18 protein-coding genes are annotated in these 15,882 nt (G+C 73.6%); 7 read left to right on the forward strand and 11 right to left on the reverse strand.

The window, feature by feature from the left end:
- Positions 1 to 5 precede the first annotated feature (5 nt).
- From BJ983_RS17770 to BJ983_RS17795, 6 genes are all read left to right on the forward strand, one after another.
- Positions 6 to 767 (forward strand): SDR family NAD(P)-dependent oxidoreductase, encoded by a 762-nt coding sequence (locus tag BJ983_RS17770; protein WP_179795013.1) that lies wholly within the window; start codon positions 6 to 8, stop codon positions 765 to 767.
- A complete protein-coding gene (locus BJ983_RS17775) occupies positions 757 to 1,473 on the forward strand; it encodes an MBL fold metallo-hydrolase (RefSeq protein WP_179795014.1) in 717 nt (238 codons plus the stop codon). Before BJ983_RS17770 ends, BJ983_RS17775 begins: the two co-directional genes overlap by 11 nt.
- Entirely contained in the window at positions 1,470 to 2,432 is a 963-nt protein-coding gene (locus BJ983_RS17780; protein ID WP_179795015.1) for a zinc-binding dehydrogenase, read from the forward strand. The genes BJ983_RS17775 and BJ983_RS17780 overlap by 4 nt, the downstream gene beginning before the upstream one ends.
- 84 nt (positions 2,433 to 2,516) lie before the next feature.
- A complete protein-coding gene (locus BJ983_RS17785) occupies positions 2,517 to 2,969 on the forward strand; it encodes a MaoC/PaaZ C-terminal domain-containing protein (RefSeq protein ID WP_218890335.1) in 453 nt (150 codons plus the stop codon).
- Positions 2,970 to 3,296: 327 nt separating this feature from the next.
- On the forward strand, positions 3,297 to 3,458 hold the full coding sequence (locus BJ983_RS17790) for a hypothetical protein (protein ID WP_179795016.1): 162 nt from the start codon (positions 3,297 to 3,299) through the stop codon (positions 3,456 to 3,458).
- A gap of 46 nt (positions 3,459 to 3,504) precedes the next feature.
- Entirely contained in the window at positions 3,505 to 3,768 is a 264-nt protein-coding gene (locus tag BJ983_RS17795) for a hypothetical protein (RefSeq protein WP_179795017.1), read from the forward strand.
- A 49-nt stretch (positions 3,769 to 3,817) separates the two neighbouring features.
- Here BJ983_RS17795 and BJ983_RS17800 read toward each other — a convergent pair whose 3' ends face one another.
- The 3 genes from BJ983_RS17800 to BJ983_RS17810 form a co-directional block, all read right to left on the reverse strand.
- Entirely contained in the window at positions 3,818 to 3,994 is a 177-nt protein-coding gene (locus BJ983_RS17800; protein WP_179795018.1) for a hypothetical protein, read from the reverse strand.
- Positions 3,995 to 4,077: 83 nt separating this feature from the next.
- Positions 4,078 to 4,299, reverse strand: coding sequence for a hypothetical protein (locus tag BJ983_RS17805; RefSeq protein WP_179795019.1), 222 nt, complete (start codon positions 4,297 to 4,299; stop codon positions 4,078 to 4,080).
- A gap of 103 nt (positions 4,300 to 4,402) precedes the next feature.
- Positions 4,403 to 5,137 (reverse strand): GAF and ANTAR domain-containing protein, encoded by a 735-nt coding sequence (locus BJ983_RS17810; protein WP_179795020.1) that lies wholly within the window; start codon positions 5,135 to 5,137, stop codon positions 4,403 to 4,405.
- 246 nt (positions 5,138 to 5,383) lie between these two features.
- On the opposite strand from BJ983_RS17810, the gene BJ983_RS17815 reads away from it, so the two are divergent.
- Positions 5,384 to 5,593: an alpha/beta fold hydrolase gene (locus tag BJ983_RS17815; protein ID WP_179795021.1), complete on the forward strand. Its 210-nt coding sequence runs from the start codon at positions 5,384 to 5,386 to the stop codon at positions 5,591 to 5,593.
- A 409-nt stretch (positions 5,594 to 6,002) separates the two neighbouring features.
- Here BJ983_RS17815 and BJ983_RS17820 read toward each other — a convergent pair whose 3' ends face one another.
- From BJ983_RS17820 to BJ983_RS17855, 8 genes are all read right to left on the reverse strand, one after another.
- Entirely contained in the window at positions 6,003 to 8,288 is a 2,286-nt protein-coding gene (locus BJ983_RS17820) for an MMPL family transporter (RefSeq protein ID WP_179795022.1), read from the reverse strand.
- A 115-nt stretch (positions 8,289 to 8,403) separates the two neighbouring features.
- Positions 8,404 to 9,600 carry a cytochrome P450 gene (locus BJ983_RS17825; protein WP_179795023.1) on the reverse strand — a complete coding sequence of 399 codons (1,197 nt, stop codon included), beginning with the start codon at positions 9,598 to 9,600 and terminating at the stop codon, positions 8,404 to 8,406.
- Complete coding sequence (locus BJ983_RS32410) at positions 9,597 to 10,871, reverse strand: cytochrome P450 (protein ID WP_179795024.1); 1,275 nt, start codon at positions 10,869 to 10,871, stop codon at positions 9,597 to 9,599. Before BJ983_RS32410 ends, BJ983_RS17825 begins: the two co-directional genes overlap by 4 nt.
- Complete coding sequence (locus BJ983_RS17835) at positions 10,868 to 12,007, reverse strand: cupin domain-containing protein (protein WP_179795025.1); 1,140 nt, start codon at positions 12,005 to 12,007, stop codon at positions 10,868 to 10,870. Before BJ983_RS17835 ends, BJ983_RS32410 begins: the two co-directional genes overlap by 4 nt.
- On the reverse strand, positions 12,004 to 12,936 hold the full coding sequence (gene dapA, locus BJ983_RS17840) for a 4-hydroxy-tetrahydrodipicolinate synthase (protein ID WP_179795026.1): 933 nt from the start codon (positions 12,934 to 12,936) through the stop codon (positions 12,004 to 12,006). Before dapA ends, BJ983_RS17835 begins: the two co-directional genes overlap by 4 nt.
- Positions 12,933 to 13,865 (reverse strand): ornithine cyclodeaminase family protein, encoded by a 933-nt coding sequence (locus BJ983_RS17845; protein WP_179795027.1) that lies wholly within the window; start codon positions 13,863 to 13,865, stop codon positions 12,933 to 12,935. Before BJ983_RS17845 ends, dapA begins: the two co-directional genes overlap by 4 nt.
- The gene (locus tag BJ983_RS17850; protein ID WP_179795028.1) at positions 13,862 to 14,731 is read right to left on the reverse strand and encodes a fumarylacetoacetate hydrolase family protein; all 870 of its coding nucleotides are present in this window, start codon (positions 14,729 to 14,731) and stop codon (positions 13,862 to 13,864) included. The genes BJ983_RS17845 and BJ983_RS17850 overlap by 4 nt, the downstream gene beginning before the upstream one ends.
- On the reverse strand, positions 14,728 to 15,882 hold the full coding sequence (locus BJ983_RS17855; protein WP_179795029.1) for an LLM class flavin-dependent oxidoreductase: 1,155 nt from the start codon (positions 15,880 to 15,882) through the stop codon (positions 14,728 to 14,730). The genes BJ983_RS17850 and BJ983_RS17855 overlap by 4 nt, the downstream gene beginning before the upstream one ends.

The following is a 15,882-nucleotide window of genomic DNA, read 5'->3' on the forward strand; positions in this document are numbered from 1 at the left end:
ACATCATGGGACTGCTGCAGGACAGGATCGCCGTCGTCACCGGCGCCGCCGGGGGCATCGGGTCGGCGACCGCGCGGGCCTTCGTCCGGGAGGGCGCCACCGTCGTCCTCACCGACCTCGACGACGAGCGCGGCACGAAGCTCGAGCAGGAGTTGGTCGACGCGGGCAGCTCGGCCGTCTTCGTCGGCGCCGACGTCACCCACGCACCCGACGTCGACGAGGTGGTGCGCGCCGCGGTGTCGCGGTTCGGACGGCTCGACGTCGCCGTGAACTGCGCCGGCTACATCGGGGTCCTCAGTCCGCTGCTGGGTTACCCGCAGGAGGAGTTCGACCGTGTCCTCGAGGTCAACGTGCGCGGCACGTGGAACTGCCTGCGCGCGGAACTCGCCGCCATGGCCGGGGCGGGGAACGGCGGGGCGATCTGCAACGTCTCCTCCGTCGCCGGGGTCGTCGGCGCTGCCGGCGACGCGCCGTACGTCACGGCCAAGCACGCCATCGTGGGCATGACGAGGGCCGCCGCGCTCGAGCACGCGAGCGACGGCATCCGGGTCAACGTCATCGCACCGGGCAGCACCGACACCGAGATGCCGCAGCGGCTCACCGGCGGAGACCCGAACATCCTCGCCGCGCTGCGGGGCGTCATCCCGATCGGACGCTTCGGCTTCGCCGAGGAGATCGCCGAACCCATCGTCTTCCTCTGCTCCCCGGGGGCGGCCTTCGCCACCGGCGCGGTCTTCAGCGTCGACGGGGGCCAGAGTGCCGCCTAACGCCGCGGAGATCGTCGCCCCCGGCGTCCACCGCATCCGCGTCGGACGCGGGGACACCGAGAACGCCTTCCTCGTCGAGGGCGACGACGGGTTCACCCTGGTCGACGTGGGCTGGGCCTCAGCCCCCGCCGTCATCACCGACGCCCTGGCCGCACTGGGCGACCGGCCGACCGCGGTGCGACGCATCATGGTCACCCACGCCCACCCCGACCACGTCCGCGGCCTCGCCACCATGCGCGAGCTCACCGGCGCCGAGGTGCTGATCCACCACGCGGACGCGGCCTGGCTGCGTGCAGGCCGGGTGCCCACCGGGGGGCGCAGCGGGGCGGTCGGCAGCACCCTCGACCGGCTGCCGTTCATGCGATGGACCCCGGTGACCCCCGACCGCACGCTCGACGACGGCGAGCTCGTCGAGGGCAGCGGCCTGCGGGTCGTGCACACCCCCGGGCACACGGCGGGACACGTCGCGCTCCACCACGAGCCGACGCGGACCCTCCTGATCGGGGACGCCGCCTTCCACCTGCGGGGACTCGGGCTCGGCCCGGCGACCCTCGCGCACGACCCGGACACCCGACCGGACGCGCTCGCGGCCCTGCCCACCGACGTCGCGGCGGTGGGCTTCGCGCACGGGGCACCCCTGACCGGTGATGCCGTGGGGGCGTTCCACGACTTCGTGCGCGCGACCGGCCGGAGCTCGACGTCGTGAAGGCCGTCTATGTCGACCAGGTGGGGGTCCCGGCCGTCGTCCACCACGGCGACCGACCGGTCCCCCGTCCCGGCCCCCGGCAGGTCCTCGTCGAGGTGCACGCGGCCGGGGTGAACCCGCGGGACCACCAGCTGGCCGAGGGCCGGTACGCCTTCCGGCGACTGTCCGGTCGTCTCCCTACGATCCTCGGCAGCGACGTGTCCGGCGTCGTCGTCGAGCGGGGCCGCCGGGCGACGCGGTTCGAGGTGGGCGACGAGGTGCTCGCCATGCAGACGACGCTCGGCGGGATGGGCGGGTACGCCGAGTACGTCGCGGTGCACGAGTCGGCGGTCACGCACAAGCCTGCCGCCCTGAGTCACGTCCGGGCCGCGGCCCTGCCCGTCGCCGGTCTGACGGCCTGGCAGGCCCTCGCCGGCCGGCAGTCCCTCGAGGGAGCGCGCGTCACGGTCGTCGGGGCGACCGGCGGTGTCGGGCATCTCGCCGTCCAGCTCGCGCGACGTCGGGGCGCCGTCGTCACGGCGGTCTGCGGACCTGGCAAGGCCGACGTCGCGGAGTCGCTCGGGGCCTCGCGCGTGGTCGACTACACCTCGCAACGGCTCGCCGACGCCATCGACGCACCGCAGGACCTCGTCCTCGACACCGTCGGCACCGGGGACCTGCGCTCCTACCGGTCCGTCCTCGCACCCCGCGGCCACCACGTCACCACCGTCCCCTCCACCAGGGCCTACGTCGATTGGTCCACGAGCACCGTCGCGCCGTGGACGACCGGTGGGACCCGCTCCCGACTCGTCCTGGTCCGGCCAAGCGGGCCACAGCTCGCCCACCTCGCCGGACTCGCCGCGACCGGAGGCCTCGACGTCAGGATCCACCGGCAGCTCCCCCTCGCCGAGGTCGACCACGCGCTGGAGCTCAGCCGGCGCGGCCACGTCACCGGCAAGATCGTCCTGACGATCACCTGAAGCCGGCCAGGGGGCGTCCAGGCGGGCACCACATGACCTGCCGGGTCATCGACCGTGCCGCCCGCCCACGCCATGATCGACGGGGTGAGCCTCTACGCCGACGACCTCGAACCCGGCCAGTCCTTCGCCTTCGGCCGGTACACGATCTCCGAGGCCGAGATCGTGGAGTACGCGCGACGGTGGGATCCGATCTTCATCCACGTCGATCCGGACGCGGCCGCCCGTGCCGGCCTCGGCGGTGTCATCGCCAGCGGCCTGCACACCCTCGCGATCTACCAGCGGTTCGCGGTCGAGGCGATCTGGTCCCGCGCCGCGGGAGGCGTGGGCCGCACGATGGACGTCGGGTTCCGGCGACCCGTCCGCCCCGGCACCACGTTGACCGGCCGGGCCACGATCCACCGCGTGGAACCACGGCCGGGACGCGGCGACGCCGTCGTCACCATCCACGGTGAGCTCGTCGACGACGAGGCCGTGGTCCTCACCGTCGTCAACGAGTCCGTCCTGCCCCTGCGAGCGACGTCGGACGACGTCCCCTGATCGCGGCGCCCGGCGCCGATCCGAACGGCCGGACGCCCGGTACCCATTCCATTGCACGCAACTCCATCGCGTGGCAGCGATCACCCTCCTGATCGGGTGACGATCTCGTCCCTCGCGGGTCCTACCGGCGATCCACCCGAACCGGCCGATCCCGTCCCCGGCGCCGCACCCCGGACGACCCGGCCACCTCGACGGAGGTGAGCTGCCACGACCCCCGACACCACTCCCGACCTCGACACCCTGCGTCTGCGCACCCTCGCCGTCCCCGGCATCGCGCGCCTCGCCGACCATCACGACGGCGGGGACCCGGACCCCGACCGCACGCCGATGTGCGCGCTGCGGGTCTTCGACCGCCACATCGAGGTCGATCTCGTCCTCACCGCGGGCCACGCGGTGCCGGCGACGACCGCGAAGCTGCGCGCCGCACTCGCCCCGCTCCTCGCCGGGCGCGCCGTGCACGTCACCGTGGTCGATCTCGATGCCGGATGAGTCGACGCCACCGGTTCCGCGACTCCGGCCACGAGCGGGGCGCAGCATGAGTGACCCCAACCGCAGCGAGCACGCCCGCGTCATCGCGCGCTCGGTCCTGGCCAATCTCGAGTCACTGCAGGCGGAAGGGCTCGGGGCCGGCGACCTCGGCGACGTCACGGCCATCTGCCGGACCCTCGACGCCTCGGCGGTCGATCCCGACTCGGCCGGGATCCTGGTCCGCCGACTGCGCGCGCTGCTCACCGCTGCGCACGGATTGACCGGTCGGACGTTCGTCGGATGGCTCGACGACATCGACTCCTCGACCTGAGCGGACGTCCGCGCCCCGACCGTGGGTGGTCAGGGCGCGACGGGGGCGCTCAGTGGACGCCCCGGCCGACCTCCCGGGGAGCGCCCTTGCGGTCGAGCCCGTTCTCGATCGCGCCCCAGGCGAGGACCGCCGCGACCGGGGCGGCGACGTACGTACCGGCCCTCAGGACGAGGCCGATCGCGCGCAGTGCGGGGCCGACTGCTCGTAGGGCCAGACCGAGAAACATCGGGACACTCCTTCGGGTCGCGGGAGGGAGAAACTACCGCTCCGCGAGCCCTCCGGCCTGCTGATGATCAGCAGTTCCGAGGCTCAGCTCAGGTCGTCGGGTTCGTCGGGACTGCAGAGGCCTTCCCGCAGGAGCCGTTCCTGTTCAGCGGTCACGACCGGCGCGCGCGGCGGTCGCGGGGAGAAGCCGAGCTCGATCTCCTCGATGAGCTGCTGGTCGGCGTCGGCCTGCGTCGCCTCGACCAGGGACCAGAACAGCGCATCGACCGTGGCCTGTCGGCCCGGTCGGTCGTCCTCGGAGCCCACAGGGGACCACCTCGTCTCGTCCTCGGCGTTGCGATCAGGGTACGGCGCCCCAGCTGGACCGTGACCCAGCTTACGTTCGGGGCAGCCGTCTGTCCCGGGTCAGTCACTCGTCGGGGCCCGTGCCGCGGTGGCGGCGGCGCTCGACGGCCTCGGCGCGCAGCCACTCGGCCACCTCGATGAGCTTGAGGTTGGTGTCCTGCGAGGAGCGCACGAGCATCTGGAACGCCTCGTCGTCGTCGACGGTGAACCGTTCCATGAGAATGCCCTTGGCCTGCCCGATGACATCGCGGCTGTCGACCGCACGCTGCAGGAACGTGGCCTGCCGGCTGCCGTAGAGCAGCATCGCGGCCTGCACCCCGAACAGCCCGGCCACCTGCCGGGATTCCTCGTCGAAGACGCCGGGGTCGGTGGCGTAGAGGTTCAGGGCCGCGCGCATGTGCTGGTCGGCGGTCAGCTGGATCGACAGGATCGAGCGGAAGCCGGCCTCGACCGCGCGGGGCGCGAAGCGCGGCCAGCGTGCGGCGTCCGCCCCACCGAGGTCGTTGGCCAGGACCGTGCCGTCCGCGGGCGGGTCGTCGATCGCGGTGATGCAGGGACCTTCGTGCAGCTCGGTCTGCAGCTGGTCCAGGGTGCTGATGACGACGGGGTGCGGACCGCGGGAGGTGATGATCCCGTCCTCGGTCAGCGAGATACCTCCGGCGTCCACGTGCGGGATCGTCTGCACCGCCGAGCGCACGATCTGGACCAGGGTGTCGTGCAGGTCCCGGATGCTGCGCTTGGCCGTGATCTCCTGGGATGCGCGGCGCAGCGCCGCCACGAGTCCGTCCGGGGCCGCCATGACGCACCGTCCCTCTCTTCGAGCAGACACGACACGGTCGGCAGCACGCGTGCGGCGTGTACCAGCAAGGCAGGACCGAAGCGGCATGCGCTGCGATCAGCCCCGCGCCGAGGCCCGGCGATCGAGGACGCACATGGGGAACGGAGCCACCGGGCCGACAGCCCGAAGACGCTGCAGCCCGTGTCCGGGATGTGGCCGTGGAGTCGACCAGGGTGGCGCGCCGGTCGGCCTCCACCAACGCAACGAGTGTCCCTGATCCGAAGCACCCAAACATCACCGTCCCGGACGGCGGGCCGGCAGCCGGAACGGGGGTCGGCCGTCGGGCAACAGCTCGACGGGATCGCCGACGACGTCACGCACGTGTCCGTCCCCGGCTGCGGCCACCTCGTGCCCGAGGAGCAGCCGGACGCACTCGCCGATCACCTCACGGCCTTCGACGACGGGTGCCGCCGCTGACGGCGGGAGGCCCTACCGCTGAGGTACCCCACACGACCGACCGAGGGCGAGGGCGCTGCTCCGCCGGGCTCGGCCGGCCCGCTCCCCCAGGAGGATCGCGGAGTTCCTGGCGATGCCCGCACGATCGACGAGGTCGTCGAGCATCGATCCCGGCGTCGCGACCCTCGGTCCCGGCGCCCGGTCGGGCGCGGGTTCGCGCGGCAGGCAGGTCAGATCGTCGTCGGGGTCCATCAGGGCCGGCACGCTCGCTCTCGAACCGTCGGGGCCCTCGGACGTCGGGCCGCAGGGGTCGGTCGGACGCCGGGAGACTCCGTCATCGGGAGCGTCGTGGTCGATCCGCCGGGAGCAACTCGCGACCGTCCGGCGACGGGTAGGAAGGGAGCGGGCGCAGCCGCGCCGATCCCTCGGGTCACGGGGTCGGCGCCACCCGGTCGGGCCGGAGACGGTGGCTCGGCCAGGCGCTCGCCGGGCCGACCCAGGTGATGAACGCGGGGATGAGGAACTTCCGGACGACGAAGGTGTCCAGCAGGACCCCGAAGGCCATGGCGAAGGCCAGCTGGCGGAAGGAGTCGAGCGGGACGATCGCCACCAGCCCGAAGCTCGCGGCCAGCGTCACCCCGGCGGCACCGATCGCGGTGTTGGACCGCGGCACCGCGACGGACAGGGCCTCCCCGAGCGGGCGGGACCGGGCCTCGGCCCAGACGTCACCGATCCCGAACACGGCGTAGTCCGAGCCGAGGGAGGCGAGCAGGGCGCCGACCGCGAACGGCACGAAGAAGATCAGGCCGCTGCTCTGGCCGAACAGCAGCGTCGTCAGGCCGAGCGAGGCGCCGACCACGAGGGCGCTGCAGAGCAGCAGGTAGAGCGGCGCCACCAGGGCACGCAGGAACAGCACGAGCAGCAGGAGATCGACGAGGGCGACCACGAGCGCGACCCGCACCAGGTCCCCGCGGGCGCTGCCCACGAGCCCGAGGCCGATCGCGGTGTCCCCCGCCGTCGCGACCCCGACCCCCGTCAGTCCGGCGCCGGCGAGCATCGTCGGGAGCCGTTGCTGCAGCTCGCGGAGATCGGAGATCGCCTGGGCCCCGACCGGGTCGGCGTCCAGGACGACGAGGACGCGCGCGGCATCGCCGTCGGCCGCGGTGAACACCGAGAACGGGGCGTCGGGGCGTCGGAGGTCGACGGTCCCGGGTCCGATGACCCCGGCCACGCCGGGTGCCGCGAGCAGTTCCTGCTGGAAGGCCACCAGCTGTGCGCGGCGGTCGGCGAGCCCGGGACCGGTGAGCACCAGCTGGGTCGGCGAGAGGATCCCGGGGGCGAAGCCGGCCGCGGCGTCCTCCCAGGCGGTCCGGATCGGGTTGTCCGCCGGGAGCGACCGCATCGGCGAGACCGACCCCCGCAGGCCGACGAGCGGCACCGTGGCCAGCGCCAGGACGACCACGACCAGCACGACGGTCGCGGGGGCGACCCCGGGGCGCCGACGCAGCAGCTCGACGAACCTGCTGCGTGGTTCCGCCGGTCCGCCCGGGGCGTGTCGCCGGAGGCCGGGCCAGAACATCGCGCGGCCGAAGAGCCCCATGAGGGCCGGCACCAGCAGGACCGACACGATCAGCGTGGTCGCGACGGTGAGCGCGAGACCGGGTCCGAAGGCCCGGAACACCGAGGTCTCGGCGGCGGAGAGGGCCGCGACCCCCGCCACCACGGTCACCCCCGCGACCAGCACGATCGCGAGGTAGTCCTCGGTGGCGCCCCGGGCCGCGTCGGGGCCACCCTCCGCGCGGCGCAACCGCGCCCGCTGCCCCGACAGGAAGAGGATCGAGTAGTCGGTGCTGACACCGAGGGTCAGCGCGACGAGGACCGGTTGCAGCTGGCCGGGCGCACTGACGCCCGACAACTCGGCTGCGAGCCCCACCACCCGGTCGGCGACCAGGTAGGAGGCACCGGCGGTCACCAGCGTGACGAGCGGGGCCGCGAACGACCGGAACACCACCGCGACGACGAGCGCGACGGCCAGTACCGACGCGATCTCCACGGCTGTGAGGTGCCGGTTGACCACGTTGCCCTGCTCGAGCTGGAACGGGATGAGCCCGCTGACCCCCGAGAGGTGGTCGTCGGGACGGTCGATCCGCGCGGCGTAGTCCCGCGCCACCTGCTGCTGGACGTACGGGTTCGCGGTCGGATCGGTGAACAGGTACGTCACGACCGTCGTGGGCCCACGGGTTCCGGGCGCGGGTACGGCGTCGAAAGCCCGGCCCTCCGCCTCCGAGTCCGGCGCGATGCCGGCGGGCAGACTCGCCGGGACCCCGTCGACGAGCGGCAGCGCGAAGAGCAGGGGCGGGGTCGGACGACCGGCGAGAGCGGACCGCGAGGCGTCGAGAGCACGGCGGACCGCCCGGTCGACCGCGTCGGGCGCCAGCCCGGCCGGGTCGCGCTGCACCACCGCGATCCGGGTGAGGACGGGCAGCCCGAAGATCTGCAGCGCCCGCGCCTGCGCCTCCACCGCCGGGGCGTCCTCGCCGACGAACGACACGCCGCCGTCGCCACCGACCGAGGCGAGCGACGGCAGCTGCGTCACGGCGAGCCACACCCCGACGACGACGAGCGCGAGGACCGCCCACCAGCCGCGGGTCGTCGCCGTCGCGTAGGCCCGCACCGGCCACGGTCGTCGCCGGGCGTCCTCGGGCCGCTCCGTCATCGGGCGCTCCTCCGCGTGGGTGGCCGCGCCGCGCGACCGGACGCACCCGCCGTTCCCCCGCCGCTCCCGGACCAAACGACGCCCTCACGCCTGCCGGCCCTGATCGTCGGCGACGTCAGGCGTGCATGCGCACCGGCAGCGTGGACAGGGAGGGGAAGATGAGCGACGGGTGCCGGTCAGGTGCCCCGGCCAGCTCGATCCGCTGGAAGCGTCGGACGAGGGCGGCCGCGGTCTCCTGCAGCTGGACGCGCGCCAGCGGCGCGCCGAGGCAGTGGTGCAGTCCGCCGCCGAACGAGAGGTGCCGGGCGGCGTTCTCGCGCATCGGGTCGGCCACGCCGGGATCGGGGAACACCCGCTCGTCGAGGTTGGCGGCCCCGATCACGGCCAGGAGACGCGCACCCGCCGGGAGAACCGTGCCGTCGCTCGCCGTCAGCTCCTCGACGAGGATGCGGGTGTTCATCTGAACCGGGGCGCGCATCCGCAGGGTCTCCTCGACCAGCCCCGGGATGCGGCTCTCGTCGTGACGGACCGCGTCCATCAGACCCGGGACGGTGGCGAGGAGCTCGACGAGGTTGGAGATCGACGTCCGGGTCGTCTCGAACCCGGCGTCGAGGACGGTGTGCATCAGCGAGAGCACCTCGTCCCGGGAGAGTTCGCCGTTCTCCTCCGCGGCCAGGAGACGCCGGACGAGCTCGGGCGGGTCGGCGAGGCGACCGAGGAGTCCGTCGAAGTAGTCGAGGTAGAACTGCGACACCTCGTCGAGGCGCGCCTGGTGGTCGGGCGGCAGCGGGAACGGCGAAAAGATCATCAGGAAGTCGATCTGGGTGCTGAGCATCATGGCCCAGTCCTCGTCCGGCATGCCGATGAGCAGGCGCAGCACTCCTCGCGGAACCCGGGCGGCCAGGGCCACGGCGTCGACCTCGGCCCCGTCAGCCAGGCCGTCGAGCTCGGCAGCGACCTCGCAGGCCGCCGCCGCGCGCAGGCGGTCGGACCGGCGCGCGGTGAACAGTGGCCCGACCACCCCGCGCAACCGGGCATGCACGGGCCGGTCGGTCTGGATCATGTTGGCGCGCAGTCGCCGGCGTGCCGGGCCGTCGGGCATCCACGGCGGAGCGTCCTGGCCGGGCGGCTGCATCCGCGCGGAGGTGGCCCGCAGCGCGGCCTGCACGTCCTCGTGGCGGGACAGCAGCCAGGTCTCCTCGCCGGGCTCTCCCGTCCGGAGCACGGGCGCCTCGTCCCGCAGGGTCCGGTAGGCCGCGGAGCGGTCGCCGGTGAGGAAGGCGGGGTCGTCGAGATCGAGAGCGGTCGTCATCCCGTGTCCTCCCGGGCAGTGTCGATGTCGTCGTGTCGGCGCTCCGAGCGGGCGCCGTCGTTCCGGTGGTCCGCTGACGACCCGAAGCGCACGGGCAGGCTGGTCGGGCCGAGGTGGTTGCCGCCGTTGAGTCCGCTCCAGGTGACCTCACCGGCCAGGTGCAGGGGCGGGTGGGCGCAGAGTGTCTGCAGCAGGATCGTCAGCTCGGTGCGGGCGAGGACCCCACCGGGGCACTGGTGGATGCCCCAGCCGAACCCGAGGTGTCCCCGGGCGTCGCGGCCGGGGTCGAAGCGCTCGGGCTCGGGGAAGCGGCCCGGATCCCGGTTGGCAGCGGCGAGGGAGAGCAGGACCGCGTCGCCCTCCTCGACGGACCGGCCGCCGAGGGTGACCGGGCAGGTCGCCCGCCGGGCGAAGTTCTGGGCGGGGCTGCGGTGGCGCAGCATCTCCTCGACGTAGGACTGCGCGCGTCGGGGGTCGGCCCGGAGGTGCTGCTGGTGTTCCTGGTGGGCGACCAGCAGGTGGACCAGTGTGCCGGCGGCGTTCATCGTCGTCTCGTGCCCGGCCACCGCGAAGGTGGCCAGCATGCTGATGCGCTCGTCCTCCTCGAGCGCCCGACCGTCGACCTCGGCGGTGAGCAGGGAGGAGACGAAGTCGTCGGCGGGGTGGGCTCGATGGGAGTCGAGCTCGTGGGCCATGAGGTCGTAGACCTCCTGGCGGGCGGCGACGAAGTCGACCGCTTCACCGTCGGTGTCGAGGCCCGACCACATCCGTTCGGTGACGTCGCGGAACCGCTCGACGGTGGCCGGCGCGAACCCGACGAGTTCGGTGAGGACGGCCAGGGGCAGCGGCAGGGCGACGTCGCGGACGAAGTCGCCGCCGCCCTGCCGGACGAAGCCGGAGACGAGGTCGGCGACGGTGGCCTCGAGGAACGGGGTCAGTCGGCGCACCCGGGCCGGCGAGAGTGCGGGGGTCATGAGCTTGCGGTATGCGGTGTGCAGCGGCGGGTCGAAGTCGATGGGGACGGCGCGCTGCGTGCCGTCGGTGGGAATGCGGTGCCCGGAGGCGGAGGAGAACGTGGCCGCGTCGCGCAGCACGGCGCGGACGTCGTCGTAGCCGGTCACCACCCAGAAGCCACCGCGGCGGGGTGAGTGCACCACCGGTCCTGCGTCACGGGCGGCCTCGTAGACGTCCCAGACGGCAGGTTCGGTGAGCTCCGGCGCGTAGGGGTCGAGGTCGACGATGCCCACGCCGTCGTCGGGAACGGTCCTCACTCGTCGTCCCAGTTGCGGGGCGCGGTGTAGCCGGTCTGGCCCTTCTCCAGCCCGAGCGCGAAGATCGGCCCGCTCAGGTCCTCCTGCCAGATCAACGACTCCATGCCGATGTGCTGGGGGTGGTCCTGGACGGTGTAGACGGTCAGGCCGGAGTCGCTGGGGTAGTGCGCGTGCTCGCGCCACGACGGCGCCGACAGCAGCAGGTCGCCCGGGCCGAAGTCGATGCGCTGACCGTCGACGACCGAGTAGCCGGTCCCCTCGACGTGGTAGTTGATCGCGACCGAGCTGTGGCGGTGGCCGGGGCCCTCGGCGCGCGGGGTCAGGCCGGCCGGGATCCGGGACAGGGTGACGAAGAACGAGTTGGTCGCTCCCTGCCTGCGCTCGGTCGCGCTGTTGTAGAGCGCCATGATCGTCCGCTGACCGTCGCCCAGGGTCTGCGCCATGAGCGCGCGGGCGGCCTCGTAGGGCCAGTGCAGCGGGTGGTTGGGGACCGGCTCGATGTCGACGAGGTACTCGTAGCCGCGCAGGCGGGCACCGGTCGGGGAGATCTCGTGATCGGGGGCGCTTCCGCGGTCGGCGATCTCGTCGGTCTCGACCATGTCGATCGGGCCGTCGAGCGGGAGGCCCGGCGCCCACGCGGCGTCGAGTTCCTCCTGGAAGTGGGTGCCGAGGAAGTCGAGCAGGGGCGCGTTGGAGTAGGACAGGCGGACCCAGCGCCGGTCGCCGTGGTTGACGAAGCGGTGCGGCCGCATGGAGGGCACGGTCACCACGTCGCGGGCGTCCATCGTCAGTGACGTGTCGCCCACCTCCACGAGGCCGGAGCCCTCGACGCCGATCTGGACGAGGCTGGAGTTGCGACGGATCGGGGTCGTGCTCTCGCCCGGCAGGAGGACCTCGACGACGACCTCGACCCCGGGTGAGAAGCTGCGTCCGGTGGTCGACTCGGGGTGGACCAGCGCCGCGCAGCGGCGGCCGTCGTCGGGGCGCGCGGCGCGGGACAGGTGCTCGACGGTCTCCGCGATCTCCGCGCCCGTCACCCGGAGCGGCGCCCAGGGGGTGGGCCGGGCAGGGCCCTGCCCCGTCGTGTCGACGGCGTGCCCCCCGAGCGCGAGCGGGGGGAGGTCGGTAGCGGTCATGGCAGGTCTCCTGGACGGTCGATGAGGGCAGCCCCCTGGGCGAGCAGCGCCTCGACCCGGGGTCGGGCGTCGGCGGTGAGGGGCAGCAGCGGGGCGCGCACGTGGTCGGAGGCGATCCGTCCCTGCTGGTGCAGCACCCACTTCGCGGGGGCGGGGTTGGTCTCGACGAAGAGCAGGTCGACCAGCGGATGCAGGGCGTAGTGCAGGTCGCGGGCGGTCTCGTGGTCGCCGGCCTCCCACGCCCCGTACATGCGGGCGACGGCGCCGGGAGCGAGGTTGCTGACCGCGGAGATGAACCCGGCTCCGCCCAGGGCCAGCAGCGGCAGACCGAGCAGCTCGATGCCGGACCACACCAGGAGATCCCGGCCGCCGAGGTGGAGCACGCGGGAGAAGTGCTCGAAGTCCTTGGTCGTCTCCTTGATCCCGACGACGTTGTCGCAGTCGCGGAACAGCCGCGCGACCGTCTCGGGGGCCACGTCGACCGCGGTCCGCGACGGCACGTTGTAGAGCACGACCGGGAGGTCGGGGAACTCGCCGGCGACGGTCGCGAACCAGCGGTAGAGCGCCTCCTGGGTGGGCCGCGCGTAGTAGGGCGTGATGACCAGGACGGCGTCGGCCCCGGCGTCCTGCGCCGCCGCGGTGATCTCGAGGGTCTCGTCGAGCTTGGCCGAGCCGGTGCCGGGCAGGAACGGCACGGCGTCGTCGACCTCGGCGGCCACCGCCTGGATCGCGGCGATCCGTTCGGCCACCGACTGCGCGGAGGGCTCGCCCGTGGAGCCGCCGATGGAGACGCCGTGGGCCCCGGCCTCGAGCTGCCAGCGGACGAGACCGCGCAGGGAGTCCAGGTCGAGGGCGCCGTCGTCGTCGAAGGGGGTGATGACGGGGGCGAGGGAGCCGCGGATGCGGGCCGGGTCGCTGCGGAACTTCATCGCTGTCCTCCGACGAGGAGGTCGGCGACGGCGAGGTCGGAGAGGCCCATGCCCATTCCCTTGAAGACGGTGAGACGGGGTGTCGGTGGTCGGACGGTCTTCCCGGCGACGAGCTCGGCCAGGGCGTGCACGCTCCCCCAGTCCGCAGCCGGGTCGGCGCCGAGGTGCTCGCGGAGCTCCCGCGAGCCGCGGCGGGCGTTGGCCTCGCTGTCGACGACGGTCAGCGCGGACGCGGCGAGGACGTCGGGGGCCAGTTCGGCGTGGGTGGGGAGGATGGCCCCGACGGCGTTGAGGTGAGCGCCGGCCGCGAGGTGGTGCGCCGCGAGGAACGGCTCGTCGGCGCGGGTGATCGTGGTGACGATCGGCGCGTCGCGGGTGGCGGCGTCGACGGTCGCCGCGACCTCGACGGGCAGACCCAGGTCGTCCCGGATCCGTTCCGCGAGGGCCTGTGCGCCGGCGGTGCTGCGGTTCCAGAGGCGGACCCGGCGCAGCGGGCGGACCGCGGCGATCGCCTCGACCTGACGCAGCGCCTGCCGGCCGGCGCCGAGCAGGGCGAGCTCGTCGGCGTCGGGGTCGGCGAGGTACCGGGTGGCGACCCCGCTGATCGCGGCCGTCCGCAACGCTCCGGCCGTGCCCGCCTCGGCGACCCCGAGGGCGGTGCCGTCGGTGGCGTCGAACATCGTCAGGAGCGCACTCGCGCCGGCCGGGGTGTTCACCCACGTCTTGAAGATCGCCAGGCCGGCCGTCAGGTCGACCGCGCCGAGCCCGTGCGCGCTCGCCCGGCCGGCCTCGGTGGGCCAGGTGCTCATCGTCTTGTCGACGTTCCAGGCGGTGCCCTGGGCCTCGTGGGCGAGCACCGCCTCGAGGGCGTCGACGACCACGGGCACGGTCGGCCCGGCGAGAACGTCGGACTCGCCGAAGAACCTCACGAGGTCACCTCCGCGAGATCGGGTGCAGCGGCGACGACGCTCTCGTCGATCACGCCGTGGCGCAGGATGCCGACGCCGGAGACCTCGACCTCCAGGTCGTCCCCGGGCCGCAGGAACCGCGGGGGGTCCCGCCGCAGCCCGATCCCCTGCGGCGTGCCGGTCGCGATCACGTCGCCCGGGGCCAGCGGGGTGAAGGCGCTGACGTAGGCGATCAGGTCGGCGAAGGCGAAGGTCAGGTGGTCCGTCGTGTCGTCCTGGACCACTTCCCCGTTGAGCCGCGTGGTGACCCGCAGGGGGCCCGGGCCCACCGTGTCGGCGGTGGTCAACCACGGACCGAGGGCGCCGGAGCCGTGCCAGTTCTTCCCGGCGGTCGCCTGGGTCGAGTGCAGCTGCCAGTCACGGACGCTGTTCTCGGCCATGCACGTCACCCCGGCCACGTGCGCCCACGCGTCGGTCGCGGTGATGCGCCGCCCCGCCGTCCCGACGACGAGGGCGACCTCGCCCTCCCAGTCCAGGGTGTCCTCCCCCGCCGGCCGGATCACCGGGGTCCCGGCGCCGACCAGCGAGTCGGCGAAGCGGGAGAACAGGGTCGGGCGCGCCGGCGGCTCCGCCGGTCCGCGGTCGGATTCCGTGGCGTGCGCGGCGTAGTTGAACCCGACGCAGACGACCTTGGGGTGATCGCCCATCGGCGGCTCCCAGGCCACGTCGATGCGGGGCAGGCGCGGATCGTCGGGACGGGGGGCCACGGGGTCGGCGAGGAGGGCCTCGAAGGTCGCGACGCGGTGGTCGAGGCGCACCACCTCGTCGCTCTCGACGACGCCGAACCCTCGGGCGCCGGTGCCGGTGCGGAAGCGGGCGAGTCTCATCCGGCCACCGCCTCGGCCACGACCCGGGGCTCCGACGTCGCCGAGCCGACGGCGGGGCGACGCAGACCGGCCCGCTCGAGGCGCGGCAGGACGTCGCCGGTGAAGGCGTCGAGCCCGGCGTCGTAGTCGACCCAGGTGAGCAGGGCGCCGTCGATCCCGGCGGCGCTGAGCATCTCGAGGCGCTCGGCGATCCGCTCCGCGGTGCCGACGAGTGGGAAGCCGCCCGCGCCGGCGGCGAAGCGCTGGCGCATCGCGGCCATCACCTCGGGCGGCACCACCTGGGTGTTCGCGCCCTGCAGCCGCATCCACGCGTCGACGCTCTCGGTGTCCTCGAACTCGGACGAGAACCGGCGCAGGTAGGTGTCCGCCTCGGCCTGGGTGTCGCGCTGCACGACGACGGTGTGGGTCCACAACCGGACCTCGCGACCGAACTCCTCCCGGGCCATCTGCTGGTAGCCCTCGACCTGACGGCGGATCGCGTCCTCGTCCTCGGAGTGCACGATGACGAAGCAGAGGTCGGCGTGCTCGGCCGCGAACCGCATGCCCCGCGGCGAGCCGCCCGCGTTCATGATCGGGATGGTCGGCTGTACCGGCTTCGGCTGGGAGACGCCGCCGACCACGTCGAAGAACCGCCCGTGCAGGTCGAACTCCTCGGTGTCCGCCCACAGCCGGCGGATCACCTCGAGCCACTCCGCGAGGTGGTCGTAGCGCTCGTCGTGCTCGCGCAGCGGCGCGCCGAACATCTCGAGCTCCGGCCGGTTCCAGCCGCCGACGACGTTGAGGGCGAACCGTCCACCCGAGATCTGGTCGACGGTCGCGGCCTGCTTCGCCGCGACGATCGGGTGCATCGTCGGCGCGTGCGAGGTGGCGAACACCCCGATCCGCTCGGTGGCGGCCGCGATGCCCGCGGCCCAGGTGAAGGGCTCCATGACGCGCCCCGAGCGGTGCTCGGGGCGGCCCTCGGGGTAGCCCTTCCACCGCGCGAAGGGGACGACCGCCTCGAGGCCGGCGCGGTCGGCGGCGCGGGCGGTGCGCAGCGACATGTCCCAGGACATGTCGGGCGCCTCCGGCACCAGGGTCTGCGACGCACCGGTGCCGTTCGTGCAGAACAGGCCGAGCTTCAGGGTGTTGTCGTTGAACAGCGGGTTCAT

The sequence above is a fragment of the Actinomycetospora corticicola genome (assembly GCF_013409505.1).
In the GTDB taxonomy this organism is placed as follows: domain Bacteria; phylum Actinomycetota; class Actinomycetes; order Mycobacteriales; family Pseudonocardiaceae; genus Actinomycetospora; species Actinomycetospora corticicola.

Excerpts from the sequence above, each read along its gene's own strand:
- BJ983_RS17855 (WP_179795029.1), bottom strand. The coding sequence starts at position 15,882 with ATGAACCCGCTGTTCAACGACAACACCCTGAAGCTCGGCCTGTTCTGC.
- BJ983_RS17825 (WP_179795023.1), bottom strand. The coding sequence starts at position 9,600 with ATGACGACCGCTCTCGATCTCGACGACCCCGCCTTCCTCACCGGCGAC.
- BJ983_RS17850 (WP_179795028.1), bottom strand. The coding sequence starts at position 14,731 with ATGAGACTCGCCCGCTTCCGCACCGGCACCGGCGCCCGAGGGTTCGGC.
- dapA (WP_179795026.1), bottom strand. The coding sequence starts at position 12,936 with ATGAAGTTCCGCAGCGACCCGGCCCGCATCCGCGGCTCCCTCGCCCCC.
- BJ983_RS17800 (WP_179795018.1), bottom strand. The coding sequence starts at position 3,994 with ATGTTTCTCGGTCTGGCCCTACGAGCAGTCGGCCCCGCACTGCGCGCG.
- BJ983_RS17820 (WP_179795022.1), bottom strand. The coding sequence starts at position 8,288 with ATGACGGAGCGGCCCGAGGACGCCCGGCGACGACCGTGGCCGGTGCGG.
- BJ983_RS17810 (WP_179795020.1), bottom strand. The coding sequence starts at position 5,137 with ATGGCGGCCCCGGACGGACTCGTGGCGGCGCTGCGCCGCGCATCCCAG.
- BJ983_RS17795 (WP_179795017.1), top strand. The coding sequence starts at position 3,505 with ATGAGTGACCCCAACCGCAGCGAGCACGCCCGCGTCATCGCGCGCTCG.
- BJ983_RS17770 (WP_179795013.1), top strand. The coding sequence starts at position 6 with ATGGGACTGCTGCAGGACAGGATCGCCGTCGTCACCGGCGCCGCCGGG.
- BJ983_RS17835 (WP_179795025.1), bottom strand. The coding sequence starts at position 12,007 with ATGACCGCTACCGACCTCCCCCCGCTCGCGCTCGGGGGGCACGCCGTC.
- BJ983_RS17790 (WP_179795016.1), top strand. The coding sequence starts at position 3,297 with ATGTGCGCGCTGCGGGTCTTCGACCGCCACATCGAGGTCGATCTCGTC.